General features: G+C 39.5%; 21 protein-coding genes. 11 read left to right on the top strand and 10 right to left on the bottom strand.

The genetic code is table 11. From position 1 onward, the window contains the following. Positions 1–126 precede the first annotated feature (126 nt). From gluP to M2408_RS05020, 4 genes are all read right to left on the bottom strand, one after another. A complete protein-coding gene (gene gluP / locus M2408_RS05005) occupies positions 127–1419 on the bottom strand; it encodes a glucose/galactose MFS transporter (RefSeq protein WP_259179819.1) in 1293 nt (430 codons plus the stop codon). 280 nt (positions 1420–1699) lie between these two features. Beyond that, complete coding sequence (locus tag M2408_RS05010) at positions 1700–2125, bottom strand: hotdog fold thioesterase (RefSeq protein WP_259179821.1); 426 nt, start codon at positions 2123–2125, stop codon at positions 1700–1702. Continuing rightward, on the bottom strand, positions 2091–2639 hold the full coding sequence (locus M2408_RS05015) for a DinB family protein (RefSeq protein ID WP_120260317.1): 549 nt from the start codon (positions 2637–2639) through the stop codon (positions 2091–2093). Before M2408_RS05015 ends, M2408_RS05010 begins: the two co-directional genes overlap by 35 nt. Continuing rightward, positions 2620–3849 carry a HAMP domain-containing sensor histidine kinase gene (locus M2408_RS05020; protein WP_259179823.1) on the bottom strand — a complete coding sequence of 410 codons (1230 nt, stop codon included), beginning with the start codon at positions 3847–3849 and terminating at the stop codon, positions 2620–2622. The genes M2408_RS05015 and M2408_RS05020 overlap by 20 nt, the downstream gene beginning before the upstream one ends. A gap of 121 nt (positions 3850–3970) precedes the next feature. Here M2408_RS05020 and gltX point away from each other — a divergent pair, with 121 nt between their 5' ends. Continuing rightward, positions 3971–5491: a glutamate--tRNA ligase gene (gene gltX, locus M2408_RS05025; RefSeq protein WP_259179825.1), complete on the top strand. Its 1521-nt coding sequence runs from the start codon at positions 3971–3973 to the stop codon at positions 5489–5491. Between the two features lie 53 nt (positions 5492–5544). Here the strand turns inward: gltX and M2408_RS05030 are convergent, their stop codons facing one another. Together M2408_RS05030 and M2408_RS05035 are read right to left on the bottom strand one after the other, a co-directional pair. Next, the gene (locus M2408_RS05030; protein WP_259179827.1) at positions 5545–7122 is read right to left on the bottom strand and encodes an MFS transporter; all 1578 of its coding nucleotides are present in this window, start codon (positions 7120–7122) and stop codon (positions 5545–5547) included. A gap of 6 nt (positions 7123–7128) precedes the next feature. Next, entirely contained in the window at positions 7129–8178 is a 1050-nt protein-coding gene (locus M2408_RS05035; RefSeq protein WP_259179829.1) for an HlyD family secretion protein, read from the bottom strand. A gap of 273 nt (positions 8179–8451) precedes the next feature. Here M2408_RS05035 and M2408_RS05040 point away from each other — a divergent pair, with 273 nt between their 5' ends. After that, complete coding sequence (locus M2408_RS05040) at positions 8452–9261, top strand: AraC family transcriptional regulator (protein ID WP_259179830.1); 810 nt, start codon at positions 8452–8454, stop codon at positions 9259–9261. Between the two features lie 10 nt (positions 9262–9271). Here the strand turns inward: M2408_RS05040 and M2408_RS05045 are convergent, their stop codons facing one another. Both M2408_RS05045 and dapF read right to left on the bottom strand, forming a co-directional pair. Further along, the gene (locus M2408_RS05045; protein ID WP_259179833.1) at positions 9272–12157 is read right to left on the bottom strand and encodes a DEAD/DEAH box helicase; all 2886 of its coding nucleotides are present in this window, start codon (positions 12155–12157) and stop codon (positions 9272–9274) included. A 185-nt stretch (positions 12158–12342) separates the two neighbouring features. Beyond that, positions 12343–13122 (bottom strand): diaminopimelate epimerase, encoded by a 780-nt coding sequence (dapF, locus tag M2408_RS05050; protein ID WP_259179834.1) that lies wholly within the window; start codon positions 13120–13122, stop codon positions 12343–12345. Between the two features lie 230 nt (positions 13123–13352). Here dapF and M2408_RS05055 point away from each other — a divergent pair, with 230 nt between their 5' ends. The 5 genes from M2408_RS05055 to M2408_RS05075 all read left to right on the top strand — a co-directional run bounded on the left by M2408_RS05055 (position 13353) and on the right by M2408_RS05075 (position 18006). Beyond that, positions 13353–14909: a Do family serine endopeptidase gene (locus tag M2408_RS05055; RefSeq protein ID WP_259179836.1), complete on the top strand. Its 1557-nt coding sequence runs from the start codon at positions 13353–13355 to the stop codon at positions 14907–14909. A 562-nt stretch (positions 14910–15471) separates the two neighbouring features. Next, on the top strand, positions 15472–15915 hold the full coding sequence (locus M2408_RS05060; protein WP_259179837.1) for a low molecular weight protein-tyrosine-phosphatase: 444 nt from the start codon (positions 15472–15474) through the stop codon (positions 15913–15915). 165 nt (positions 15916–16080) lie between these two features. Beyond that, positions 16081–16428, top strand: coding sequence for a hypothetical protein (locus M2408_RS05065; protein WP_120260307.1), 348 nt, complete (start codon positions 16081–16083; stop codon positions 16426–16428). 54 nt (positions 16429–16482) lie between these two features. Then, entirely contained in the window at positions 16483–17190 is a 708-nt protein-coding gene (locus tag M2408_RS05070; protein ID WP_259179845.1) for a peptidylprolyl isomerase, read from the top strand. 48 nt (positions 17191–17238) lie between these two features. Then, positions 17239–18006, top strand: a complete 768-nt coding sequence (locus tag M2408_RS05075) for an exodeoxyribonuclease III (protein WP_259179848.1) — start codon at positions 17239–17241, stop codon at positions 18004–18006. A 226-nt stretch (positions 18007–18232) separates the two neighbouring features. Here the strand turns inward: M2408_RS05075 and M2408_RS05080 are convergent, their stop codons facing one another. Next, positions 18233–19294, bottom strand: coding sequence for an Mrp/NBP35 family ATP-binding protein (locus M2408_RS05080; protein ID WP_259179849.1), 1062 nt, complete (start codon positions 19292–19294; stop codon positions 18233–18235). Between the two features lie 368 nt (positions 19295–19662). Here M2408_RS05080 and M2408_RS05085 point away from each other — a divergent pair, with 368 nt between their 5' ends. Further along, on the top strand, positions 19663–21867 hold the full coding sequence (locus tag M2408_RS05085) for a transglycosylase domain-containing protein (protein WP_259179851.1): 2205 nt from the start codon (positions 19663–19665) through the stop codon (positions 21865–21867). Positions 21868–22020: 153 nt separating this feature from the next. Next, positions 22021–22560, top strand: coding sequence for a phosphoribosyltransferase (locus tag M2408_RS05090; protein WP_259179852.1), 540 nt, complete (start codon positions 22021–22023; stop codon positions 22558–22560). Positions 22561–22693: 133 nt separating this feature from the next. Here the strand turns inward: M2408_RS05090 and M2408_RS05095 are convergent, their stop codons facing one another. Further along, a complete protein-coding gene (locus M2408_RS05095; protein ID WP_259179855.1) occupies positions 22694–23260 on the bottom strand; it encodes a DNA-3-methyladenine glycosylase I in 567 nt (188 codons plus the stop codon). 120 nt (positions 23261–23380) lie between these two features. Here M2408_RS05095 and M2408_RS05100 point away from each other — a divergent pair, with 120 nt between their 5' ends. Together M2408_RS05100 and M2408_RS05105 are read left to right on the top strand one after the other, a co-directional pair. After that, on the top strand, positions 23381–24352 hold the full coding sequence (locus M2408_RS05100; RefSeq protein WP_259179859.1) for a DUF4271 domain-containing protein: 972 nt from the start codon (positions 23381–23383) through the stop codon (positions 24350–24352). A gap of 11 nt (positions 24353–24363) precedes the next feature. Continuing rightward, complete coding sequence (locus M2408_RS05105; RefSeq protein WP_077437140.1) at positions 24364–25134, top strand: uroporphyrinogen-III synthase; 771 nt, start codon at positions 24364–24366, stop codon at positions 25132–25134. The last annotated feature ends 284 nt before the right edge of the window (positions 25135–25418 follow it).

The raw sequence follows: 25418 nt of genomic DNA on the forward strand, positions 1-25418 counted from the left end.
ATGGCATGTGGAATGAACTCTGTTGCAATCGAACGAAGATTCATCTCTTAAAAATAGGAAGAATTTCACAAAAAAGGGCATCTATTTTTAGATGCCCTTTCGTTATACCAATATTTTGTTTTGATATTAGTTTTCTTTTCCGATTTTGTGCCCTTTCGTGGCAAAAAACAAGATATATAAGTATGCTGGAACCATTGCAAAGAGAAATGCATGTTGAAAATCAACATGTAAAGTGTCTTTCAAATAACCATAGATCAAAGGCCAGATTGCTCCTCCGGCAATACCCATAATCATAATACCAGATCCTGTTTTTGTAAATCGTCCCAGTCCTTTGATTCCAAGTGGGAAAATAGCCGGCCACATCAATGCATTTGCGATACCTAATAGGGCAACAAAGATATAGGAGGTAAGACCAGTAGAAAATGCAGAAATTGCGGTGAATGTAATTCCGACAATAGTACAGATACGCAAAGCTGTCTGTTGCGATACAAATTTTGGAATAGAAATAATACCAATAAAATAACCAACAAGCATGCAGACAAGGGTGAAAGTTGTACCATATTTAACAAAAAATGGGGGTAGAGACAATAATCTCCCATAAGTTCCAATGATATCACCTGCCATCACTTCCACTGCTACACAGAAGAAGATAGCGAGGAATCCTAAAAATAGATGTGGAAACTGGAATATACTTGTCTTTTTTGTGCTTGTTACAGCAGCTTCATCTGTTGTTTCTTCTTCTTTATTAACATCAACCTCTGGCATTTTTACGACGAATACGACAATAGCTAGAATTGCAACACCAATGGCTACGCCAATATAGGGTCCGTGGAGTCTCTCCGATAATTCAGCGAGCAAAGCATCATGCTCTGCACCAGCTTTCAATTCTTTGATTTTGCTGGAAATACTGTCGTAATCTTTTAATAAAATGCTTCCCAAAACCACTGGTACGATCATACCGGCAGTTTTATTGAAAATCCCTACAATAGAGATCCGTTGGGCAGCACTTTCTATTGGCCCGATGATACTGAGGTATGGATTGATCGCTGTCTGCAATAGCGCCATACCTGAAGCTTGGACAAAGATCGCAACAAGGAAGAGCTGATAGCTTAGGTTTGATGCTGCCGGAATAATGATAAGTGCACCAATAATAATTAAGACCAAACTAGCAACAAGGCCATTTTTAAAACCTATTTTACCTAAAATCCATGAACTTGGCAATGCCAGGAAAAAATAGGCGATATACGATGCAAAAAGGATTAAAAATGCTTGCGTATCTGTCTCCAAATTAAATGCCAATCGCACAAACGGGATCAAGGCCCCATTGGCCCAGGTGATATACCCCAGAATAAAAAATAATGCACAGCAAATAAGCATAGGAACTATCGCTGTTTTACCCGAATTAGGATTAGTGGTCATTTTTTTAATTATATTTAGTTAAGTTATCGTTCACGGATTGGAAATCAGTCAAAAAAATAGGTTTAGACAAACGATTGCATGCTATTTTTGTTGATTTTTAAAATATCCATCTTACAAGACTACTTAATTTTCTTGAATATTGGAAATAAATAAAGGGGTATTTTGATAATTATTTGGCAAAAAAAAGAAGAATAAATTGTGAAAATTATCCTTCTTTAGTTGCAAATATTGTTGATTTCGAATTACATGGGATTGGTAAATCGAGTTAGCAGACTTCAGCTTACTTTGGTACAATAGCTACTGTAAGTCTTGAGATACAATTCAATTTATCGAAGCGATCGTACATTTTTATCTCCCAGATATGGGTTGACCTGCCAATATGTATTGGGCTACATTTTGCTGTGATAACTCCACTACTTACTGGCCGAATGTGATTTGCGTTCACTTCGAGTCCTACCCCTCGATATTTGTCGGGGTCAACCACCAAATTGGAAGCAATACTCCCTAAAGATTCTGCAAGCACTACTGAGGCGCCACCATGCAGAATACCATGAGGTTGTTTCACATTATCTGTGACCGGCATGGTTGCTGTAATACTGTTATCATCTATTTCGGTTGCCCTGATTTCCAATAAACCTGAGAGGTATTTATTGAAAAAGACATTTATTTCCTCAATGCTGTAAGGCTGAAACCAAATTTTTGACATCGTCTGAATTTAAATAACGTTCTTGAATGATAATACGGTGATGATTGAGGTGCCCAGCAATCACATACAATAATGCTTTGACACTCGTGAGCCGCTCTGAGGCCATGCCCTTGCGTTCTAATTCTGCGTCGTTAAAGCTGTTGAACAACATGAGGTTGGCTTTGCGTAGGTAAGTAAATTCCTTACTTAGACTTTCCAAAGTACGGTCATTGTAACGGGAATATTGAATAAGGTAGTCTTGATCATACCCTGCGAGCTCTTTCAGATCGTTGCGCGAAAAACGCAATGCACGGTAGGCCATGATACGCTCATTGTCGATGACATGTCCGACGACCTCTTTGATTGTCCATTTATCTTCGGCATATTTGAAATTGCCTCTTTCTTCTGGAATAGCATCCAGAAATGCAGGAAAGGAGAGCGTCTGTTCTTCCAATGCATCTAATACGTTATCGACTACAGTCTCAATATAGGGAGCGTAGACTGCCGGATATTCGTCAGATTTGAGTGGCTTCATATTTTAAGTTGCTTTTTAAGATTATTCGAAATGTTGTTCCTTTACCTATTTCAGATTCTTTAACAAAGATTTGTCCTTGATGATATCGTACCATTCGTTTGGTTAAGCTAAGGCCAAGTCCCCAACCTCTTTTGCGTGTTGTAAAACCTGGCTGGAAGACAGATTCAAAATTTAACCTTGGAATTCCTTTGCCCGTATCACTAATGTCTATAAAAATTTCTTCTTTCGCAATATTTTCTGAAATATTAACAGTTATCTTTCCCTCTGTGCCAATAGCATTTACCCCGTTTTTCAATAAATTTTCAATGATCCAATCGAAGAGTGGAATATTGAGTTTGGCTTCCACATGTGTGTCTCCATGTAATTCGAATATAATCTTGTTACTGGTCCGTATTCGGAAGTAGTCCATGTAATTTTTGATGACCTTATAGAGGTTGTGATTGGTCAACACGGGGGTTGACCCTATTTTTGAAAAACGATCGGCCACGATTTCTAATCTTTTAATATCGTTTTCCATTTCATTGAGCGTATCGTCTTCTTCGGCGTCAAATTTGATCCGAATAAGCTCCAGCCAGCCCATTAATGAAGATATTGGGGTGCCCAGCTGATGGGCGGCTTCTTTTGTCAGTCCCACCCAGACTAGATTCTGCTCGGATTTTCGAATGGAATTGAAAACGGTATACGCAATAATAAGGAAGAGGGCGATCAGCGATAGTTGAACATAGGGGAATACCCGCAATTGTTGCAAAAACCAGGAGTCTTTATAGTAAACATGCCATTTTTGACCATTTTCTAATTCCAAGGTAATGGGGGGATGACTCTTCTTCATAAAGGCAAGCTGTTTCTGGAAATAAACGGGATCATAATTCAGGTCATTTGTAACACTGTCGTCATGGATCGGCTTAATATTGGTCTTGGTGGAGTCCAGATTGCGCCAGAAAATGATATCGTTTTTATCGTCTGTAATAATTGCCGGCAAATTTAAGCTATCCCTGACAGCGTAGATGAATGTAATGAATTCATCGTCGACATCGGGCATGGTCATAATATTTTTGGTGCTCATGGCCCATACTTCGGCTTTTGAACGTTCGGCGTGGGCAAGATTTCGGACAAGGTAATTGGTGTAAACCAATGATGCGATGGCAATGATTGCTGCAAAGATGAGCAAAATAAATTTCCAGCGTTGTTGGCTTATCTGAGAGGGTTTCATGATTCCTTATTAGTGTACTTCTATTGCAAATTAATGAATAAATGTCTGTTTTCTGCACTTTTATTTCACCTTAGAAGTCATCCTGTTATCCAAATCAAAAATTTTGTGGTAATTTTGCTGCATGAGTTCAGAAAGAAGAGTAAGGGTGCGATTTGCACCGAGTCCTACTGGTGGTCTGCACCTTGGAGGCGTACGTACAGCTTTGTTTAATTTTCTCTATGCACGTCAGCATCAGGGAGATTTTATTTTACGTGTCGAGGATACGGATCAAACTCGTTTTGTCCCAGGAGCCGAGGAATATATCAACGAATGTTTAGCGTGGTGTGGCCTGACTCCAGATGAAAGTCCGTTGCAAGGTGGTCAATATGGCCCTTACCGTCAAAGTGAACGAAAACCGTCTTACCGCAAATATGCTGAACAGTTGATCGCGAATGGTTACGCCTATTATGCGTTTGATACAGCAGAAGAATTGGAAGAGCAGCGTAAGCTGCAGCCTAACTTCCGCTATAGCCATGAAAATAGGTTGCAATTGCGTAATTCTTTGAGTATGAGTGAGATCGAAACTCAACAATTATTGGATGCGGGAACACCGCATACAATCCGAATAAAGATTCCAACGGATGAAACGCTGTCTTTCACAGATATGATCCGTGGGAAAGTTGCTTTTGATACCAATCTTGTCGATGATAAGGTTTTGCTTAAAGCAGATGGAATGCCAACATATCACTTAGCCGTGGTCGTGGATGATAAGGCGATGGAGATCTCGCATGTTTTCCGGGGTGAAGAATGGTTGCCTTCGGCGCCGATTCATATCCTATTGTGGGAATACCTGGGATGGGGGGACAGCATGCCAGAATGGGCGCATCTCCCGTTAATCCTTAAGCCTGATGGTAATGGAAAGTTAAGTAAACGTGATGGAGACCGTTTAGGATTTCCTGTATATGCCATGAACTGGACAGATGCCAAGTCGGGTGATACAACCAAAGGATTCCGTGAGATGGGATTCTTGCCAGAAGCTTTTGTCAATATGCTTGGTGTATTGGGCTGGAATGATGGTACAGAACAAGAACTATTCTCTTTGGAGGAGTTAATCCAAAAATTCGGTGTTGATCGCATCAGCAAAGCTGGAGCAAAATTTGATTTTGAGAAGGCAAAATGGTTCAATCACGAATGGATTAAACGTTCTTCAAGCAATTCTTTATTGCCACAGATCAAGGAAGTATTGACTCACCATCAGGTAGCAGCTGAAGAAGGTTATGTAAACCGTGTTTTGGCAGCCGTCAAAGAGCGGTTAACCTTTGTTGAGGATTTCTGGACCCAAGCTTCTTTCTTTTTTGTACAACCCGTTGAATACGATCTAAATGCGGTAAAACCAAAATGGTCTGCTGAAAAGACAGTATTCTTTGAAAATATGATGACGTCATTTGAAGGATTTACGGAATGGAAAGCGGCTGAGCTCGAGTCTTTCTTTAAAGAAGCAATTCAAAACTCGGGAATGAAGATGGGGGAATTGATGATGCCATTCCGGATTATGCTGGTAGGCGGCAAATTTGGCCCTGATGTATTTCAAATTGTTGAGTTACTTGGCCAGCGCGAAGTCATTGAACGTATAAAGAAGGCACTTCAAGAATTTGACGCTTAAACACTAAAATATATAGTAAAAAAAGCTGTTGCAACCTATTGCAACAGCTTTTTTTATAGGTATGGAATCCTCAATCGCATGAACAGTGCTTTAGCTGGGGTAAATAGAAAAATGATTAGGGTGATGAATGCCCCCAATATCCCGAGATAAGTAAATATCTCCATATTACTGATCAGAGATGCCTGTTGACTAAGTGTTGCCTGTAGACTTTTGCTGGCGAGATTAGTTGCCAATTGATCACCGGATGTTCCCAGGTATTTTTCTACTAAAGAACTCCAATAGGCGAACGTGATTGGATTGCTCGTATTTAAGTGCTGTTCGAACTGGATGAAATGTTTTTGATTTAAGGTGTAACTGATGTTCTGAATCAGGGTAAAACCAATATTGGTACTCCAGAATCTAACGGTCGTGCCCATTAAACCTGCATTGCCCGCATGATGTGGAGCAACACCTGTTATAATATAGATCACAAGTGGGGTAAAGAGCCAGCCTTGTCCGATTCCCTGAATAAATAATGGCGGGCCTATAACCCAAACTGTGGTATCGGGATAGAACGTGGGGACAAACAAAAAGCAGGATGTGGTTAACAGGAGGAATCCTAGTCCGAAAATGTATTTCGGTGATACATCGCGCAATAACAGTATGCCTGAGCTACTTACTCCCACTATGGTCCCCAGTACATTAATGTATTGGATGTCGACGATGTAATGCCAGGGCCATTTCCATACATTAGCCATGACGGTGTAGACATTGTTAAGGCTGCTTCGGATCAAATAAAATAGGAAAAATAAGATAACACCAAAAATAATGTTCTTATAACTCAAAATTTCAAAATGAAATAGTGGTCGTTTTACGAGATGTTGTTTGATGATAAAAAGTGAACCAAAAATAAGGAAAAGTGCCAGGTTAATCGATATTGCCTCATTTTCGAACCAATAATATTTTCGGCCATAAATTAATACATATGCACCACAACTCAACGAAAGTAACAGGAAGAGACAGCTAGCTAGATCCAATTGATGAAGTGGGAATTTTCGGCTTAACCTGTTGTTATTCAGGAGTAGTAAGGCAATCGCAATGACCATCAAATGCCAATAGAGTACAACATGGATCATATCTTCCCAGCCATAATCCATAATACTTCCCTTTAGAAGGGATGTTGTTATGGTGCCACCTGTCAACATAAAAGTGTACAAGAAGAAATAGGCAATGGTTCGACTTTTGGAATGCCTGATTTGCATCATCAGCAAGGGAAGAAAACAGGCCCCTTCAAGTACACAGAAAATGCCTTCAATCACTCTGAGCACAGCAATGACAAATGGATCTCTGGTCAGGGAGATGGCTAATAGAATGAGGATGGATACTGTGCAGGTCAAAAGTATATATGTCCTTACCCGAAAGAATGCAAATAGTCTGTGAAATATCAATAGTGCTACAACAATAGCACCATACATCAATGAAAGAAAATACTGTATATCCTCCATTTCGATCGCTAATGTGGAAGCTGTAAAAGCTGTATTGGAATGAAAAAGGGACATTAACATGAGATGCGGAAACATGGCCAAAATCATCATGGGAAGTTTAATCCATTCGGGAACCCACCTATAATATAAAGATGTATTTGAGTTCATGAATGATTAAGATTGGTGAGCTGCATGAACAACGACGTTCATTCCAGCACGTAGTTTTGTCAGGTCCTGTTTTGGTGAAAAGATAATTTTGATCGGTATGCGCTGTTCGATTTTAACGAAGTTTCCGGTTGCGTTATCCTGAGGTATGGCCGAAAATTTAGACCCCGAGGCTGGAGAAAAAGAATGAATGATGCCTTTGAGATGTAAATTTGGAAAGGCATCTACTTGTATATTCACCTCGGTACCCTCGGTGAGATTCGCTAGTTGGGTCTCTCTAAAATTCGCATTTATCCATTTTTCTTCACTGACAACATTGACTAAAGTTTGCCCTTCTTTAACAAATTGCCCGGGTTGGATTGTTCTTTTCCCAACAAAACCGTTGTAAGGTGCAGTCACTATCGTATAGGAAAGGAAGACCTCCGCATTGTTTTTTGCTGCTTTTTTAATATCGATATTTGCTCTGGCAGGTAGCTCGTTGGCTTTTTCTTTGCTTGTATTTAATTGTGCAGCGTTGTATTCTTCCTGTATGGCATTGAGTTGCGCCAAAGAAATTTCATATGCTGCCTTGGCATTATCGTATTGCTGTTTGGCCACAGCATCCGCTTCAAACAAATTTTTAAATCGTCTATAATCTTGTTCCGTTTGCCATACACTCACTTTGGCAGCTTCTAATTTTGCTTTTTGGACAGAAATACTATTGGCGGTGACATCTGTGCTTTTGACAATCACTTCGGCATTCCGCTGACTACTTCGAAGTTCGGCATTCGCTATATCTACTTTGGTCTGATACTCGCTGGCGTCGATAAGTAATAAGGTGTCGCCGCGATGCACATATTGATTTTCTTCAAATCTGACTTCTTTCACAAAGCCTGCTATTCGACTTGCAACTGGTGTAACATACTGATCTATCTGAGCATCGTTTGTCGTTACGTGCTGACTAGTAAATAGCAGATGTCTACCCAAAATGCCGATCCCTACGAGCAGTAAGGTGACGGCAAATACAACTAAAACTTTATTAAATCCCTTTGTCTTATCTTTATTATCTTCTTTACCCATTATTGTTTTTATGAATATTTAAATGCTTTTTCATCCACTCTCCTGGTAAGGTATGGGTGATTTGTGTCCCATGTTTCAACGAGCAATTTCCAAAATAGGATGATAAATTGTTCATGAATCGAGATCGCCCGGATGCGCTGTAAAGGATGCAACTGTAAGCAAGGAGTGAAGCTGTGCACAAAGATACTGCTGTCGACAGGAGTTTAGTTTTGTATAGTCGGACGGATATTTGTTCATTTACGCCATATCGTAAAAAAAATGTAATTTTAAATCATGGAACAGGAACAATTATGGGCTATTGATGACAATGAATACGACTTTTATGTGTGTCATACATATGTCGATCGAATTGATCCCCGTGAATATATACATCAGAAAGCACGATTACTTTATGCGGACGGTGGTATTATACATGTTTTTACTGCCACGAAACATTGGTATTTGCCGGGCCGGTTTTACATGTGGATTCCCGCTAATACTGCTTATCATCTGGAGAGTTCCAGTTCGCATATTCACTTGTATAGCTTTTACTTTAAAGAACTGGAGGGAGTTCATCCGGTTCTTTTAGATCCCAATATATTTTTAAGCAACGACCTGATGCGAGAGATGTTCTTGTTTGCGAGGGATTGGGAAGGGGGAATCAGCAGAAAGACCAGCTACTCAAGGTATTGTTTACTACGGGCGATGATGGCTATTATTCCTGAGATGAGTCCGCCGATAGATGCATTTCCTATGCAACATCCTTATCCTAAAAGCGAAAAGCTTCGACGTATTGCCCGATATTTAAACATGTATATTGATCAAGCCTTTACTATCGAACAAGTGGCGGCGCAGTTTGGAATGAGCAGTAGATCCCTTTCACGACTTTTTAAGGAAGACATGGGGATCAGCTATATCCGGTTTTTAAGAGCTATACGTATTGCAAAAGCCTTGGAGCTGATGGCTGAAAACACCTATTCTATTCTGGAAATCGCTATGCGGATTGGCTACAGCGAATTATCATCTTTCAGTAACATCTTTACGCGTGTAACGGGTATTCGTCCTTCGGTTTATATGTCGAAAATTAATGAATACAAGAATTGATCGCTTTAGATTATGCCAAAAGCTCGTGTAAATCTTCCTGAGAAAGTGATTTTATAAAACTCTCTTCTGTTGTAATGAGGCTTTGTGCAATGGATTTCTTGCGGTTCTGTAGCGCCAATATTTTCTCTTCTACGGTGTCCTTACTGATAAATTTATAGATGAATACATTCCGTGTCTGTCCAATACGATGTGAACGGTCTACGGCTTGTTGTTCTACGGCAGGATTCCACCATGGATCTAGTATAAAGACATAATCCGCTTCAATCAGGTTGAGTCCAACACCACCAGCTTTGATCGATATTAAGAACAATTTGGTGTTATTGTTTTTGCGGAATTGGCTCACCGCTTCATCGCGGTTTTTGGTGCCCCCATCCAGGTAGGCATAGTTTGTCCCCTTCTTATCAAAATATTGCCTGAAGATATTGAGCTGTTTGACAAACTGGGAGAAAATAAGGACCTTATTCCCTCGTTGCATCACCATGTCAAGGGTCTCAATGACGGCGTCAAATTTTCCCGAATCACCCAAAAAGTCCTCGTCGACCATTCTGGGGTGATTGGCGAGCTGACGAAGTTTGGTCAGTCCCTGTAATAGTGCAATCTGCGTTGATTTTGGTTTGTTGTCCAATTGTCCATCAAGAATGGCATTGCGATACTCCGATTTGACCTTCTCATAAAGTTCCGATTGTTTATCGGTCATTTCACAATAGAGCACTTGTTCTGTTTTGGGCGGTAGTTCCTTTGCGACCTGATCTTTTGTACGTCTTAGAATGAAAGGTTTGACAATCGCCTGAAGGCGTTGCGCTTTTTCTTCATCCTTTTTCTTTTCAATAGGTTGTACAAACTCCTTTTGAAAGTAGGTGTAACTTCCCAATAAACCGGGATTGGTAAAGTGCATTTGGGCCCAAAGATCAGAAACAGAGTTTTCAACAGGTGTTCCGCTTAAAGCCAGTTTATTTTTGCTCTTCAGACTTTTTATGGCCTTAAAAGATTTTGATGTCGGATTTTTAATATTCTGGCTTTCATCCAAGATGATATAATTAAAATAGAAGCTACTCAATATATCTTCATCAATACGTGCAATGCCGTAGGTTGTGATAATTAGATCGTATTTGGAGAACAATGAGGCATCTTTAATACGATTGTTTCCCGTATGCAAATGGATTTTGAGCTGGGGAGCAAATTGATGTGCTTCTTTCTGCCAGTTGTAAACAAGTGAAGTCGGTAATACCAGGAGTGATGTATGTATTTCCTGCTGATCGATAATCTGTTCTTTTTGTTGTTGCAATAAGGCTAGGGTTTGTATGGTTTTACCCAATCCCATGTCATCTGCGAGACAGCCCCCAAACTTATATAGTTTCAGAAAGTTGAACCAGTTATATCCTGCTTTCTGATAAGGTCGGAGATTACCTTTGAAGTGCTTTGGCTCCGGAATATCTGCAATTTCTTCGAAAGTAGCGAGATTTTGCAATTTACGATTGAAAACCAATTTGGTGTGTTCGCTGATCTCAAAGAGCAGGCCGATATGGACTTTGTTTAATTTAAGCTCATGTCTGTCGGCAGAAAACTGAAAGAGGTGATTGTATTGTGCAAACCATTCTTCGGGAATCATGGCGATTTCACCATTCGGTAGGGTGAATTCTTTGATATTGTTTAGAATATGATTTCTTAACTGAATAAAGGGGATTTCGTAAGGGCCGAATTTAGCAATAGCACTGATATCGAACCAATCATTATCCTCATCGATAGCGATGTCCAATGAGGTGTGTCCGATGAAAAAGCGTTTTTGTTCACTGTTTTGTATAATTTGAAATCCCAGGGCCTTTATTTGTTCCTGATGATTATTTATCCAATCAAATATTGAAATGCGTTTTCCGGATTGAATAGATGGTGCAAGTAATCCAAGCTGGCGGTCAAGATCCTCCAGGCCTAGGGCTTTAAGATTCTCCTGATGTTGTTCCTCCCATTGTAAAGATCGTTTGACCCGATGAAAGATATACTGGTCTTTCTCCTCGTTATACTCCATTCGGACGGTCATCTTATTTTCAGCTCCTGCGGTAAAGGTATGGGGGCCATATTTGAATTGCATTTGTAATTGCGATGCACCATCTTCTACGTAGATCAAATGCAGCAATGGGATTGCCTGATGCTGATGTGTCTGTATCTCAAAGCCCTCAGCATAAACATGATAACGTTCGATCAATCCACAGACAAAAGTTTCAAAATATTTTTTTTCAGTACTTCTTCCAACAGAAATGTATCGTTTATTGAGAAAGGGACTCAATTTTTTTCCTTCCAGGGCCTGATCAAAATAGTATAGTGTATTGTTTAAAATTAGCCATGCCTGTGCATTGGTTAATACAATAGCATTTTTAAACATAAACTCCAAGCGCTGGTTTTCGTACTTTATGGTTGGGAAGTAACGTGTTTCTTCTTCGGTTCGGCGAAAGTGAAATAAGATAGAGGCTGCGGATGTTGCCCGTTTGATTTCCTGATCTGCTGGATAACCATCTTTACTCATCATGAAAAGTGGTTTATCTCCGATAGACTCAAAAAATTGAATCATCTTTTCATCAATCTTTGGGCGCAACAGGTCATAGAGTTTTTTGTCGAAAACTTTAGAGAAAAAGTCTACAGGTCTAATTGCTTTTTTATAGTACTTTTTGATGAGGTTTGTCTGTTCGATATCGTCGAGCAGTCGGATGAGCTTGTAGTCTACCTCATCCAATTCTGCAGCATAGGCATCTACAGTATTGCTAAATATACGTTGATATCGTAGTGAGTAAGTCCCATTGGGATTGAGTTTGACCATGTGTGGCTCAATGAGATAGCCAAGATAGGGATGCTCACAGATAGAATAAACGATTTTATATACTGGAAATGACTTTGACTGTTGCATTAAAAATAGCGGACCTTGTAAATAAAGGTATCTAATATACAATAAAATATACCATTAATCACAATTTGTCGGACGAAAATTAAAAAATATAGCTAGCAGAAGCTATATATAAAAGTTCAATTAAACATATAGATAGCCTATTCATACACTTGAATGTATCAATGGGTAATATTTCTATCTAACGACTAAAAAATGCCTTCAAAAACAAATTGTGCTGGGCCTTTGAGGAAAACATCTGTAAAATGGTGTCCGTGTTTATGGAAGGAGACATACAGTTGGCCACCCAATACGCGAATTGGGATATTGATATCGCCTTGAAGATCTGCTTGTAGCGCCACCGCCATTGCAGCAGCAGTAGCACCGGTGCCACAGGCATAAGTTTCGTCTTCTACACCGCGCTCAAATGTACGGAGGAAATAGCCATCTTCTTCTTTTTCTATAAAGTTAACGTTAATACCTTCTTTGGCATAGGTCGTGTTGTTGCGGATCGAAAAGCCGTCCTGAAAGACATTTTTCTCTTTCAGATTTGTAACGAAGGAAACATAGTGGGGAGAGCCGGTCTGCAAGATGTAGGCATCGCCGTCGCGACCAAATTCGCTGACATCAATCATTTGTAGGTTGACAAGATCGGGTGATAAGGAAGCATGATGTATACCGTCTACTGCCAAAAAGGCAGTGTTGTCAGTAATAATGCCTAGGTCATGTGCAAATGCTACAATACAACGTCCGCCATTGCCGCACATGCTACCTTCACGTCCATCTGCATTATAATAGATCATCTCAAAGTCGTAATTTTCTTTGTTTTGGAGCAGCATAAGACCATCTGCACCAATACCAAATCTGCGGTCACAAAGGCTTTTGACTAGTGCCTCATCTGCACGGTTAAACGAATTGTTGCGATTGTCCACTAAAATGAAATCATTTCCCGCTCCCTGATATTTTGAAAATCTTACTTTCGATGCCATTATGTTGATTTGTAGTAACAAAAATACGTTTTTTTGTTACAAAAAACCGGCAGAAAGTTAAGATTTGTTAAAATTATTGCATTTGTCTAGCAATTAACATTTTTTAACGTGTCGGATTTTCCGAAGGCCTTGAAATGGTATTACATTTGAACATATCCGAATAAAATCGGTAATTTTAAGAGCAAAAATTATCAGCTTATATTAAGACAATTTAAAATATAGATAAGTTTATGAATAAGGTCGGTTTAACGCTATTAACAGCTGTTTTCGGTGGAGCAGTAGCATTAGGTGGTTACAAGCTTATTGAGAATAAGAAATTAGATGGCATGTCTTTCGAAGAGAAACAGAAAGTTTATTTTGCCAACAATCCTACAGGTGTGATGTCTTCCACAGGCAATCCTGATTTTACACAAGCTTCTGCTGCGGTAGCTCCAGGTGTGGTACATATTAAGACAACATATAGTAGAAAAGGTTCCCAACAATCGCAGGGTTCTCCTTTTGATATGTTTGAGGAATTTTTCGGCATGCCACAGGGCGGTGGACGCCGCCAGATGCAGGCACAGCCAGTACAGGCGTCGGGATCAGGTGTTATTATTTCGGATGACGGTTATATCGTTACCAATAACCACGTGGTAGAGGATGCGGATAAGATCGAGGTGGTACTGACAGACAAACGTACATTTGAAGCAAAATTGATCGGACGTGATCCCAATACGGATATTGCACTATTGAAAGTTGCAGGCAAAGGTCTTCCTGTTGTAAAAATGGGTAATTCGGATAATGTAAATGTGGGTGAATGGGTGTTGGCGTTCGGTTACCCACTTGGTTTACAGTCTACGGTAACGGCGGGTATCGTCAGTGCTACAGGTCGCGATATTGGTATCTTAAGAGAGGGACAACAGCAACGCGGTAATCCTTTTGGGGGTGGTGCAGAACAGCCACTTGCCAGCTCCGCTATTGAATCTTTTATACAGACAGATGCCGTTATCAACAAAGGGAATAGTGGTGGAGCATTAACAAATGCTTCGGGTGAATTAATAGGGATCAACTCGGCGATTGCGTCACCAACCGGAGTGTATGCTGGTTACGGATTTGCGATTCCGGTTAATTTGGTGAAAAAAATTGCAGATGATTTTGTCGAATTTGGTAATGTAAAACGTGGTTATATTGGTGTTAGTTATGTGCCTATAACCTCGGAATTGGCCAAAGAAAAAGGTATTACAGAGATTAATGGATTATATGTGGAGGATGCAGTCGCTGGTGGAGCTGCTGAAGCTGCTGGTATTAAAAAGGGAGACATTTTAACGAAGGTCAATGGCAAGGTGATTACTGGTTCCCCTGTATTAAGTGAAACTATCGGCCGCTTACGTCCAGGTGATAAAGTGAATATTACCTACAAACGTGAGGGTAAGGAAAAACAGGTTTCTTTGACATTGAAAGGCGAAGAGTCGCTTAAATCAGCTTCTGGCGCGAGTGGAAAAGCTTCGAAAAGCGCAACTGAAATCTACAACAAATTAGGTGCAAGTTTTATTCCTGCTTCTGCAGCGAAGAAGAAAGAATTGGGTGTAAACTCCGGTGTTGTGGTGACACAAGTAAACCGTGGTGGTATATTTGATTACTTCGGTGTCGAAAGAGGCTTGGTAATTACTGAGATCAATGGAAAAGCTGTCAATAGTGTTGATGATGTAGAATCTGCATTGGGTACCACTCAACGTAATATTGTACGCTTAAAAGGTGTATCTCCGCAAGGTGGTGCAGTTCAACTCAGCTTCCCAGTGGAATATTAAAAATTGAATTAAGAATTGGTTGATTAATATAGTTTAGGTGGTTCTAACCGTAAGGTTAGGCCACTTTTTTTATTAAAGGGTGTCGTTTTTGTCCTTGGAGCCAGCAGGATCTTTAAATATTTGATGTATTTATCACGAGAAAATACCCCTCACTAGGAAATGGTCAATGAGATTTTTGTACATATTATCATCGCCTATTGTGCGCACTGTCATAAACCTTTGTGTGGATGATTGAATACATGAAAATTTAATTGAACATGCCAGGGTATTAGGGATCATCCGGATGCTCCAATTGTAACCGGAAAGTACGATTTCATCAGGCTTGTTTCTTTAATAGTTTAAGTTTAGTTATTTTGTGCAATAATGTTGAGAGAAACTGGTCCCGTTTGGAAAAATGAGCTGGAACAAGTTTAGGGGTTATTGTTGTATAATTATACCCATGGAAGTTTAGAGGGCGATTAGGAAGTCAATAACAAATGATCTGTCCGAATGTTGCTAGCAATGGAGATAGTCGACTTATCGTATTGCTCTTTAGGTTGCATGGTTTAAAAAAAGTATTTCGATGAAAATTTTAATGGTCTGTTTGGGAAATATCTGTCGTTCGCCATTGGCACATGGGATATTGAAGCAAAAAGTAAAAGATAAACAATTAAACTGGGTTGTGGAATCTGCAGGTACAGGTGACTGGCATATTGGTGAGGCGCCCGACCGAAGGGCAATTGCAATTGCAAAAAAATATGGGGTCGATATCTCCGGACAACGGGCAAGACATTTCCAACCTGCATTTTTTAATGAATATGATCTTATTTTTGTCATGGATCGTCAGAATTTTGCGGATGTCTGTGCACAAGCGGAAAACAAAGATGATTTGGAGAAGGTGCAATTGTTTTTAGATGATGATATCGTTCCTGATCCGTATTTTGATGATAATTTGTTTGATCCCGTTTTTCAGATGATTGACAAGCGTTGTACGGAGGTGATCGCAAAGGTATCACCCTCCTCGTAAATGACATTGATATTATCTGAATATCGTGAATTAATTCCTAATTTTCGATGGTCAAAAATTCCAAGGAGATGAGAACTTTTGGAGGGATCGGCGAATAATGTTTTATAAAGGGTAATATGACAAGCCTATACAGGTGAATTTGTCTTTTTTGTTTAAAGAAAAAAAATGAAAGCAGCAGAAGTAAACAAGAAGTGGAGCACCTTGCAGGGTGAAATCGCTTCTTTATTTGATATGGAAAAGCCTGACATCAAGGTGTGTTTATTCCTTATTGGTGTACAGGAATTGGGGAAAGGTCCACAGACTTTCTCAAAGCGACAAAAAGAGGAGTTGATGCATATCGCAACCTGTCGTTTGTTCAGCGCAATGGGGTTCTATACCCTAAAGGGACTGGATGAAGAAGGATGGCCACACTGGGAGCTGGTGAAACCTATTCCTAACTACACCTTATTGGAGCAGGAACTTATTATGAAGTCCCTGATTATTGATTATTTTGAAGAGTTAAACGTCATCTAAGGTATGAGATTTTTGAAAGTTTGTTTAGTAACAGTATTTTGTTTTTTGCAAATCATGGCATTTGCAGCTAAACCGGAGTATAAATATGTGCAGATCGTTACGGACAAAGGTACCTGTGTCTTGCGTTTGTATAACGCAACACCAAAACATCGGGACAACTTTGTGAAATTAGCAAAAAGCAAATATTATGATGGTACTTTGTTCCATCGGGTTATTCAGAATTTTATGATACAGGGTGGTGACCCAGATTCAAGAAATGCGGTCGGTGGAGCTCAGCTAGGCAATGGAGGTCCCGGTTATACCATTCCGTCGGAAATCCAGGATGGACTATTCCACAAGAAAGGAACAATAGGTGCCGCCCGGGACAATAATCCCGCGAAAGCATCTTCTGGTTCTCAATTCTACCTTGTTCAGGGCAAAGTGTTCACCCCTGAAGATCTCAGCCGTTTAGAGCAGACCCGGATGAACGGAAAGAAATTTTCTGAAGCGCAACGTCAAGCGTATACAACCATAGGTGGAGCTCCACATCTGGACTGGAACTATACGGTATTTGGTGAATTGGTTAAGGGGATAGAAATTATCGACCAGATTGCGGCCGTGAAGACCGACAAACATGATCGACCGGAAGTAGACCAGAAAATGAGCATGTACGTGTTGACCAGACGTGAAGCACTTAACCTGGAACGCGAACTGAAAGGTCTGAAGCCTCAAACAGGCTTCTTTACCAAGATAGGTGATCTGTTCTCCTCTAAAGATTATTAAAAGGTGTAAAGTTTCAAATCTAATATCTCAATACTCATATCTAAACAAATGAAAATAGTAACCTATAATGTGAACGGTTTGCGGGCCGCTTTAAAGAAAGATTGGTTAGGCTGGTTGAAAAATGTGGATGCAGATGTCATATGTCTTCAAGAGATTAAAGCCACTCCTGATCAAATTCCGGAAGTTGCTTTGCTGGAAGAAATGGGTTATGAGCATTACTGGTATCCAGCGCAGAAAAAGGGGTATAGTGGCGTGGCCATTTTCAGCAAAATTACTCCTACACATGTCGAATATGGTTGTGGTCATGAAGACTATGATTTTGAAGGGCGTATCATTCGTGCTGATTTTGATAAAGTGTCAGTGATGAGTACTTATTTTCCTTCTGGAACAACAGGAGATGTTCGACAGGATTTTAAATATCGTTTTTTGGATGATTTCCAGTTATATAGCAATAAGTTGTTGGTTGAAAAACCTAATTTGGTTGTATGCGGAGACTATAATATCTGTCATCGTGCTATTGATATCCATAATCCTAAATCGAATGCAAACTCTTCGGGATTTTTGCCTGAAGAACGTGAATGGATGGAAAACTTTATCAATTCGGGATATATCGACTCTTTCCGTCATTTGAATCCAGAACCGCATAACTACACTTGGTGGAGTTATCGTGCAGGTGCACGTGCCCGAAATCTGGGCTGGCGCATCGATTATAATATGGTGTCAAAGCCACTAGAGACGCAGATCAAATCTTCACAGATTTTAGCAAACGCAGTTCATTCCGATCACTGTCCGGTTTTGCTGGAATTGGATGTGTAGATAAGAGTGATCCTAATAAAAAATATGCTGTCTAAAAAGTAACAGAGAAACTCCTAAGCATTGAATATTTGGAAAGTTGCTGTGGAGATACAAATAAAATTAAAGAAAAACAGGGTTATCCGAACTTTTTTGGATAACCCTGTTTTTATAAAAGTGGCATGTTGGTCAATCCATTTAGATGGAGTTCGACTGCTTTGTTAAGCCTATGCCTCAATAGCTGTTATATTTAAACCTGACTATGGATGATGGAGAGTTGTTGAGCAACCTTCTCCGCAATTGTCAGGAACGATTTTGTTACAGGATCTTCTTGATCTATTGCGACAGGGAAACCGTTGTCTCCGGCATCAGAAATTCCTTTAAGCAAAGGTATTTCACCAAGGAATGGTACTTTATATTCTTCGGCTAAACGTTTTCCACCGTCTTTACCAAAGATATAGTATTTGTTATCTGGCAGTTCTGCCGGTGTAAAATAAGCCATATTTTCAACAACTCCCAAGAGTGGGATATTGATACTGTCCATTAAAAACATGCCGATTCCTTTGATAGCGTCTGCTAGCGCTACCTGCTGCGGTGTGGTGACAATAACTGCTCCGGCGATTGGGAAAGTTTGTGATACCGTGATATGAATGTCACCGGTTCCTGGCGGCATATCGACAACCAGATAATCCAGTTCACCCCAATTGGCATCATTGAAAAGTTGTTTGATAGCCGAAGTGGTCATTGGACCACGCCATGGAATAGGTTGATTGGGATCCGTAAAGAAACCGATTGAAAGTAGCTTTATCCCAAATTTTTCAAGGGGTTCAATTTTAACCTGGCCGTCAGGCATCTCCACAGATCCGGGTTTGGCTCCTTCCAATCCGAACATCATCGGTAGTGATGGACCATAGATATCGGCATCCAATAGACCTGTTTTTGCACCCTTGGCATGAAGTGCAAGGGCCAAATTTGCAGCGACCGTTGATTTTCCAACTCCGCCCTTACCTGATGAAACCAGAATGATGTTTTTAATTCCTGAAACCTGGGCGCCCTGTTTACCGACCACATTGGAAGTCATGTTTATCTGAACTTCAAGATTTTTATCAATAAAATGTGCTATTGCATTGCGACAAGCATGCTCTATATGATCTTTTAGTGGGCAGGCGGGGGTAGTCAATATGACATCGAAGGCAATTTTTTGGTCTTCGATCTGAATATTTTGAATCATATTCAATGTTACAAGATCCTTTTTTAGATCAGGCTCTTCAACATAGGATAATGCATTTAATATTTGTTCTTTGGTAACCATCTATTATTCATTTGAAATCATGGAATACAAAACTACTCATTGCCGACCAATTTCATGTCATTTGTTTGTTTTTAATGGAATTAAGATCCATATATCTATGCATTATTGATGACTTAAGGGTTTCCTACAACCTCAGAGAAAATTAATGAGGAGCCAACTTCGCTGTATTGCGTGTTTCTAATTCAGTATTGGGAGGAGCAGTATTTTTTGCGTATTCGGGGATTTGATAGGCCATATTATATACCTTTTAAATGCTGTTGTCGAAGAGTTGTACTTTGTCTGGTTTCCGTGTAATTATAATTGTATATGAAGGCAAATTTATCTAAGTTTGACTATTGATATGCATGGATTTGCATGAAATTGTAATTATGTCCAATCGATTTATAACATCTCTGAAGTCCCGCAAGTGGCGATGGCTTTACATTACTTTGGCTGTTTTCTTGATTTTAGTAATCGCGGTAGGCGCTTATGCTTACCAAAAGAGAGACGGGATGCTCATGGGGGCGATCAACAAAGCAAAAGCTAAGCTGCTGGAAAAGTATGATATGGATTTGAAAATTCAATATTATGCTTTTCAGGGAATTAATGCGGTGCAGTTTAAAAATATACAGTTGTTACCTAAAAATAGGGAGCCACTGGCACAGATTAATGATCTGACGGTATCCGTTAAACTCTGGCCCCTTTTATTTGGTGATGTAAAGCTAGGGGAAGTTATTTTGGACAATGCAACGGTGTCTTTGGTCAAGAAAGATACCATTAGCAACTACGATTTCCTGTTTAAGAAACAAAAGAAGGACACAGTCGAGAATGATAATCCGAAACAGAATTTGGCGGCATTGGCGGACCGTCTACTAAAGAATGTATTCTTTAAGATCCCGAATGATCTAGATCTTAAAAATTTTGAGCTTTCTTATAAGGACGACAGTACTTCACAACGTATTGTTATACCCTCTGCTGTCATTGATGGTGGTGATATGGAATCTAAGTTTTTGCTAAACGATCATGAGGCTGCCTGGAACCTAACAGGAACAATAGATTCGGATAATCAGGAATGTGATCTACGGCTTTTTTCAGATAAGAAGGAGGTGAATCTTCCACTATTGCAGCGCAAGTTTGGTCTGGCCGTTAGTTTTGATGAGATATCCTTTCGATTGGACAAGGCCAACCGACGCAATAAGGAGTTACTGGAATTACATGGGCAATGGGGCTTTAAAAACCTGAAAGTAAATCATTGGCGGATCTCCAGCAAAGACGTTATTTTTCCTGAGGCGACCATGCAGGGGGCACTCAATATTGGAGCTTCTTCTATTGAAGTCAGTAAGGAGAGTACGGTACAGGTCAAAGATTTTGTTTTTTCTCCTTATTTAAAATATGTACATAAGCCAGATAAGGAGGTTTTTTTGGCTATTCACACGGATAAAATCAAGGCACAGGACTTTTTTGAAGCAATGCCAGTTGGGTTGTTTCCAGGGTTGGATGGAATACAGGTTGAGGGGCATATTCAATACGATCTAAATTTTGCTTTGGAATTAAAAAGACCTGACAAACTTCTGTTTTCCTCCAAAATGGATGATAAAGATCTGCAAGTCGTGAAATGGGGTGAGGCTAACATTGGGATGCTAAATACACCTTTTACCTATACGGCCTATGAGGATGGTAAACCGATGCGTGAGATTGTAGTCGGACCGCAAAATCCGAATTTTACACCTTTGGATCAGATCTCCCGTTATATGCAGATTAGTCTGATCAACACGGAAGATCCTTTTTTCTTTAAGCATAAGGGTTTTGAAGAAAAGGCTTTTAAACTCTCTATTGTCACAAATATTAAAGAAAAAGGCTTTAAACGGGGTGCAAGTACAATATCAATGCAATTGGTGAAGAATGTATTTCTGAACCGTAATAAGACTGTCGTTCGGAAAATCGAGGAGATCCTATTGGTTTGGCTGATGGAGCGTTCGCAGCAGGTCAGTAAAAAACGGATGTATGAGGTTTATCTCAATGTTATCGAGTGGGGTAATAATGTCTATGGAATCACCGAAGCGGCCCGCTACTATTTTGGAAAAACTCCAGCGCAACTCGGACTTGGAGAAAGTATCTTTTTGTCGAGTATTGTGCCACGTCCGAAGAAAGGACTTAACTTTTTTGATTGGACGGGGCATCTTAAGGGAAATATGTTGCGCTATTTTAATATCTATGGCCATATCATGACTAAAACGGGGCAGATAGGTGTTGATTCGACCACATCAGCCTATGGTTTCTATGAGGTCCTATTGCAGCCGCATCTGCGTGCTGCCAGACCCGCAGTTGTAGATACTATAGACACATTGGATATGGGGGATGATCCATTGTTATTCGATGATCTGGAGAACGGAGGTGCCGCTGATAATCTAGAAGGTGTTTCTCTTCCTAAAACCATAAAAAAGATGTCTCATCCTGAAAAGCAGGACGAGGAAACGGCCGAACCGGAAAAACATAAGCGATCTATTTTCGATAAGATCCTAGGTCGGAATAAGGAAGATAAGGGAAAAACGGAGGACGAGACAACTAAGAACCCGAAAAAGGAACAGAAATAATCTGATAAAATAGGTTCATGGTTGATTGCTTTCATATTGAGAAAGCTTTTGATTTGTTATCATCGGATGTAGAATCAAAAAATTGGCTTGTTCAATACCTTGGAAAATCTGTCTGGAGAAAAGAAATGATACCGATAAAAATAATATAGTGGAATGAAAAAAATAGAAATTGACGGATTGCTTTTTGAGCCCCTTTTTGAAGAAGAACAGATTCAGAAAAGAGTTCGTTTGATAGGAATAGACATTAGTCTGCGATATGAGCATAAGCAACCTGTTTTTATAGGAGTTTTGAATGGTTGTTTTATGTTTATGGCAGATTTGCTTAAACAAATAGAAGTTCCCTGTGAGATGTCTTTTATTAAATTGGCCTCGTATATCGGTACCGGTCAATCTGAATTGAATGAGCTTTTGGGTTTAGGGATTGATCTAGAGGGGCGTGATGTGATTATCGTGGAAGATATTGTAGACTCCGGACATTCGCTGAAACATACATTGGATGCCGTGAAACGATTAAATCCAGCCAGCGTCATTGCATGTGCACTTTTGGTTAAGCCTGAAGCACTGCAATATCATTTTGAAGAGTTGACGTATGTTGGTTTTGAGATTAGCAAGGAGTTTGTAGTGGGTTACGGGATGGATTTTAATGGTCTGTGTCGCAACTTGCCGGATATTTATAAGAATGTTCCTATTTAGATTTCAATATTGAAATTTTGGTCTCGTAAGATCTGCTTGGCTATTAGAAATAGATCAAGGAACGAGGGGCGAAACATCCTTCAGCGAGGTAGTCTGTTTTTATCTTTGTTCCTTGATCCTACAGCAATGTAGCTTAATATTTAAAGGCGCAAGTTTCAATATGATCATTAACCATACCCACTGCTTGCATGTAGGCATAACAAATCGTGGAACCAAAAAACTTGAAACCTCTTTTCTTCATGTCTTTTGCTATTTTATCAGAAATTTCGGTCGTTGCTGGAACATGTTGCAAACTCGGCCAATGGTTGGTCAACGGTTGCTGTTCTGGTAAAAATGAATACAGGTAATTGTAAAAGCTACCATATTCCAGTTGGATTTTTTTAAATAGCCGTGCATTTGTAATGGTCGATTCGATCTTATTTCGATGTTTAATAATACCGGAATCTTGCAGGAGTGCTTCGACATGATCTGCTGTATAAATGGCGACTTTGCTGACATCAAAATTGGCAAAGGCTTCCTGATAAGCCGATCTTCGACGGAGGATCGTAATCCAGCTCAAGCCAGCCTGAGCTGACTCCAGTACTAAAAATTCGAATAAGGTTTTATCATCCTTGACTTGTCGTCCCCATTCTTTATCGTGATAGTTGACATACTGTTCATCAGATCCGCACCATTGGCAGCGTATAATTTCTTTTGGCATGTTCTATAAAGATTTTTTGAATGCAATATAACTTTTTATCCTAACTTTACGACCATAAAAAAGTTTCGAATTTAAACGGTCTGTGATTTCTTCATCGCCGATAAGGAGCAGTTTATTTCAATGAAAGTTAACATCTTTAAATATTTTATTGTCTTTGTAATCTTCTTTGTGTTTTCGGCTATACAGTTGAGTGCACAACGACGGACATTGCGACATGTTGCCCAGGATAGTGTACCCATGCCCGATAGTACAGGTATTTTAAGAGATTCTATTCTATCGCCTAATCAGGAGGTGCTGGCATCCTTAAATCCGGCCCTGCAAAAGCAATATCGGGTTGTCACTGTAGAAGCGGAGGGGCTGGTTGTTCACAATATATATGACTATGATGTGAGACAGTATTTTAAAGGTGAACCGCGTAATAATGTTTTGGCACGACAATATGGAACTCCTAAGCCACACCGGGAGAACTGGATATTATTTACTGCGCTCTTTTTGATATTTGGAGTTGGGTTAATTCGCATATTTTTTCCTTCTGATATAAAATTGGTCTTTCAGGGTTATTTCGATGACCGGGTGTTGTTGTCGGTTAGTAAAGAAGATACGATCCTAACCTCTTGGCCGTTCATTTTCCTGTTTGTATTATTTTCGGGGGCAATGGCACTATTTGTTAGTTTGTTTTATGCTTATGAATTGAACCGCTTTGATTTTATTACCTTTCCCAATTATATTAAAACCGTAGGTATGGTCGGAGGGCTATTTGCCTTAAAAATTGGCTTTATCCGATTTTTATCCTTTGTTTTTGAAATAAGGAAGCTAGTAAAAGAATATGTGACAGTGTTGTATCTGATTTATTTTAACACGCTCTTTTTGATGCTTCCTGTGTTATTAATATTGAGTCTTGTCCCTTTAAGCGCTGTTGGTGTCGTTTTACATTTGGCTATTATTGGAGCAATCCTGTTATTCTTATATAGATTTCTTAAGACAGCGGCGCATATTATGTCGATGTATAAATTTTCAATTTCCTATTTAATTTTGTACCTTTGTTGCCTAGAAATAGCACCAATATTAATACTGTTAAGATTATTGAGCTAAAACTGGTTAATATGCAAACTTCAGACGTAGAAAGAGCAAAGAAGGTAAAAAGTGTACTGGTTACTTTACCAAAACCTGAAAACGATAAGTCCCCTTATTATGATTTAGCAAAGAAATACGGGTTAAAATTAGACTTTCGAGGTTTTATACACGTAGAAGGGGTTCCTGCCAAAGATGTGCGTAGGGATAAAGTTAATTTAGCAGATCACACTGCGGTAATATTTACAAGTAGAAATGCTGTAGATCATTATTTTAGGATATGTGAAGAGATGCGGTTTGAAGTGTCGGCAGAAATGAAATATTTCTGCATTTCAGAGACGATCGCCCTTTATCTTCAAAAATATATTCAATATAGAAAGCGCAAAATTTTCTTTGGTAAACAAACAGCTAAAGATCTGGAAGAGGTTTTGAAAAAACATAAGGCTGAAAACTTTCTGTTTCCTTGTTCGGATGTTGCTAATGAAGAAACAAGCAATTGGTTACAACAAAATGGCTATAAGTTTACCCCGGCAGTTCTTTTTAGAACTGTAGTAAGTGATCTGAGTGATCTTAAGGATGTATTTTATGATGTAATTGTATTCTTTAGTCCTTCTAGTGTTCAGTCGCTATATGACAACTTCCCGGACTTTAAGCAAAACAATACCCGTATCGCTGCGTTTGGAGCTTCAACACAACAGGCTCTCTTAGAACATGGATTGATATTGGATATTCCTGCTCCTACACCCAAAGCACCTAGTATGACGATGGCTGTAGAAGAATACATTAAAAAAGTAAATAAATAATAACCTATCTTAGGTTGATAATATAAAGGGTTTTTTAAACCCTTTTTTTGTTGGATTTGGTTATTCTTTGGGATTCAAAGTATTATGATTGCATTGAGTTTGCCTATGTAATATAATCACAATAAAAATAGTCGCTTAGTTTTCATACGGTTGATAAAGAAACCTGCTATGAACTTGATCGAGGCATACAGTTTGTAGACAATTGAGTTGCTATAACAGGTGATTCATTTCGTTTGTTGAAATAAGGTTCTATAAAGTAGATCCGGATTGTTGTAGGATGAAAT

The sequence above is a fragment of the Sphingobacterium sp. BIGb0165 genome (genome assembly GCF_024810095.1).
In the GTDB taxonomy this organism is placed as follows: Bacteria; Bacteroidota; Bacteroidia; order Sphingobacteriales; family Sphingobacteriaceae; genus Sphingobacterium; species Sphingobacterium detergens.

What these genes read in the sequence shown, in the direction of transcription:
- M2408_RS05010 (WP_259179821.1), bottom strand. Translation starts at nt 2,125, where the DNA reads ATGTCAAAAATTTGGTTTCAGCCTTACAGCATTGAGGAAATAAATGTC.
- M2408_RS05030 (WP_259179827.1), bottom strand. Translation starts at nt 7,122, where the DNA reads ATGAACTCAAATACATCTTTATATTATAGGTGGGTTCCCGAATGGATT.
- gluP (WP_259179819.1), bottom strand. Translation starts at nt 1,419, where the DNA reads ATGACCACTAATCCTAATTCGGGTAAAACAGCGATAGTTCCTATGCTT.
- M2408_RS05020 (WP_259179823.1), bottom strand. Translation starts at nt 3,849, where the DNA reads ATGAAACCCTCTCAGATAAGCCAACAACGCTGGAAATTTATTTTGCTC.
- M2408_RS05105 (WP_077437140.1), top strand. Translation starts at nt 24,364, where the DNA reads ATGCAAACTTCAGACGTAGAAAGAGCAAAGAAGGTAAAAAGTGTACTG.
- M2408_RS05065 (WP_120260307.1), top strand. Translation starts at nt 16,081, where the DNA reads ATGAAAGCAGCAGAAGTAAACAAGAAGTGGAGCACCTTGCAGGGTGAA.
- M2408_RS05085 (WP_259179851.1), top strand. Translation starts at nt 19,663, where the DNA reads ATGTCCAATCGATTTATAACATCTCTGAAGTCCCGCAAGTGGCGATGG.
- M2408_RS05095 (WP_259179855.1), bottom strand. Translation starts at nt 23,260, where the DNA reads ATGCCAAAAGAAATTATACGCTGCCAATGGTGCGGATCTGATGAACAG.
- M2408_RS05035 (WP_259179829.1), bottom strand. Translation starts at nt 8,178, where the DNA reads ATGGGTAAAGAAGATAATAAAGATAAGACAAAGGGATTTAATAAAGTT.
- M2408_RS05055 (WP_259179836.1), top strand. Translation starts at nt 13,353, where the DNA reads ATGAATAAGGTCGGTTTAACGCTATTAACAGCTGTTTTCGGTGGAGCA.
- gltX (WP_259179825.1), top strand. Translation starts at nt 3,971, where the DNA reads ATGAGTTCAGAAAGAAGAGTAAGGGTGCGATTTGCACCGAGTCCTACT.
- M2408_RS05070 (WP_259179845.1), top strand. Translation starts at nt 16,483, where the DNA reads ATGGCATTTGCAGCTAAACCGGAGTATAAATATGTGCAGATCGTTACG.
- dapF (WP_259179834.1), bottom strand. Translation starts at nt 13,122, where the DNA reads ATGGCATCGAAAGTAAGATTTTCAAAATATCAGGGAGCGGGAAATGAT.
- M2408_RS05075 (WP_259179848.1), top strand. Translation starts at nt 17,239, where the DNA reads ATGAAAATAGTAACCTATAATGTGAACGGTTTGCGGGCCGCTTTAAAG.
- M2408_RS05080 (WP_259179849.1), bottom strand. Translation starts at nt 19,294, where the DNA reads ATGGTTACCAAAGAACAAATATTAAATGCATTATCCTATGTTGAAGAG.
- M2408_RS05090 (WP_259179852.1), top strand. Translation starts at nt 22,021, where the DNA reads ATGAAAAAAATAGAAATTGACGGATTGCTTTTTGAGCCCCTTTTTGAA.
- M2408_RS05015 (WP_120260317.1), bottom strand. Translation starts at nt 2,639, where the DNA reads ATGAAGCCACTCAAATCTGACGAATATCCGGCAGTCTACGCTCCCTAT.
- M2408_RS05100 (WP_259179859.1), top strand. Translation starts at nt 23,381, where the DNA reads ATGAAAGTTAACATCTTTAAATATTTTATTGTCTTTGTAATCTTCTTT.
- M2408_RS05040 (WP_259179830.1), top strand. Translation starts at nt 8,452, where the DNA reads ATGGAACAGGAACAATTATGGGCTATTGATGACAATGAATACGACTTT.
- M2408_RS05060 (WP_259179837.1), top strand. Translation starts at nt 15,472, where the DNA reads ATGAAAATTTTAATGGTCTGTTTGGGAAATATCTGTCGTTCGCCATTG.
- M2408_RS05045 (WP_259179833.1), bottom strand. Translation starts at nt 12,157, where the DNA reads ATGCAACAGTCAAAGTCATTTCCAGTATATAAAATCGTTTATTCTATC.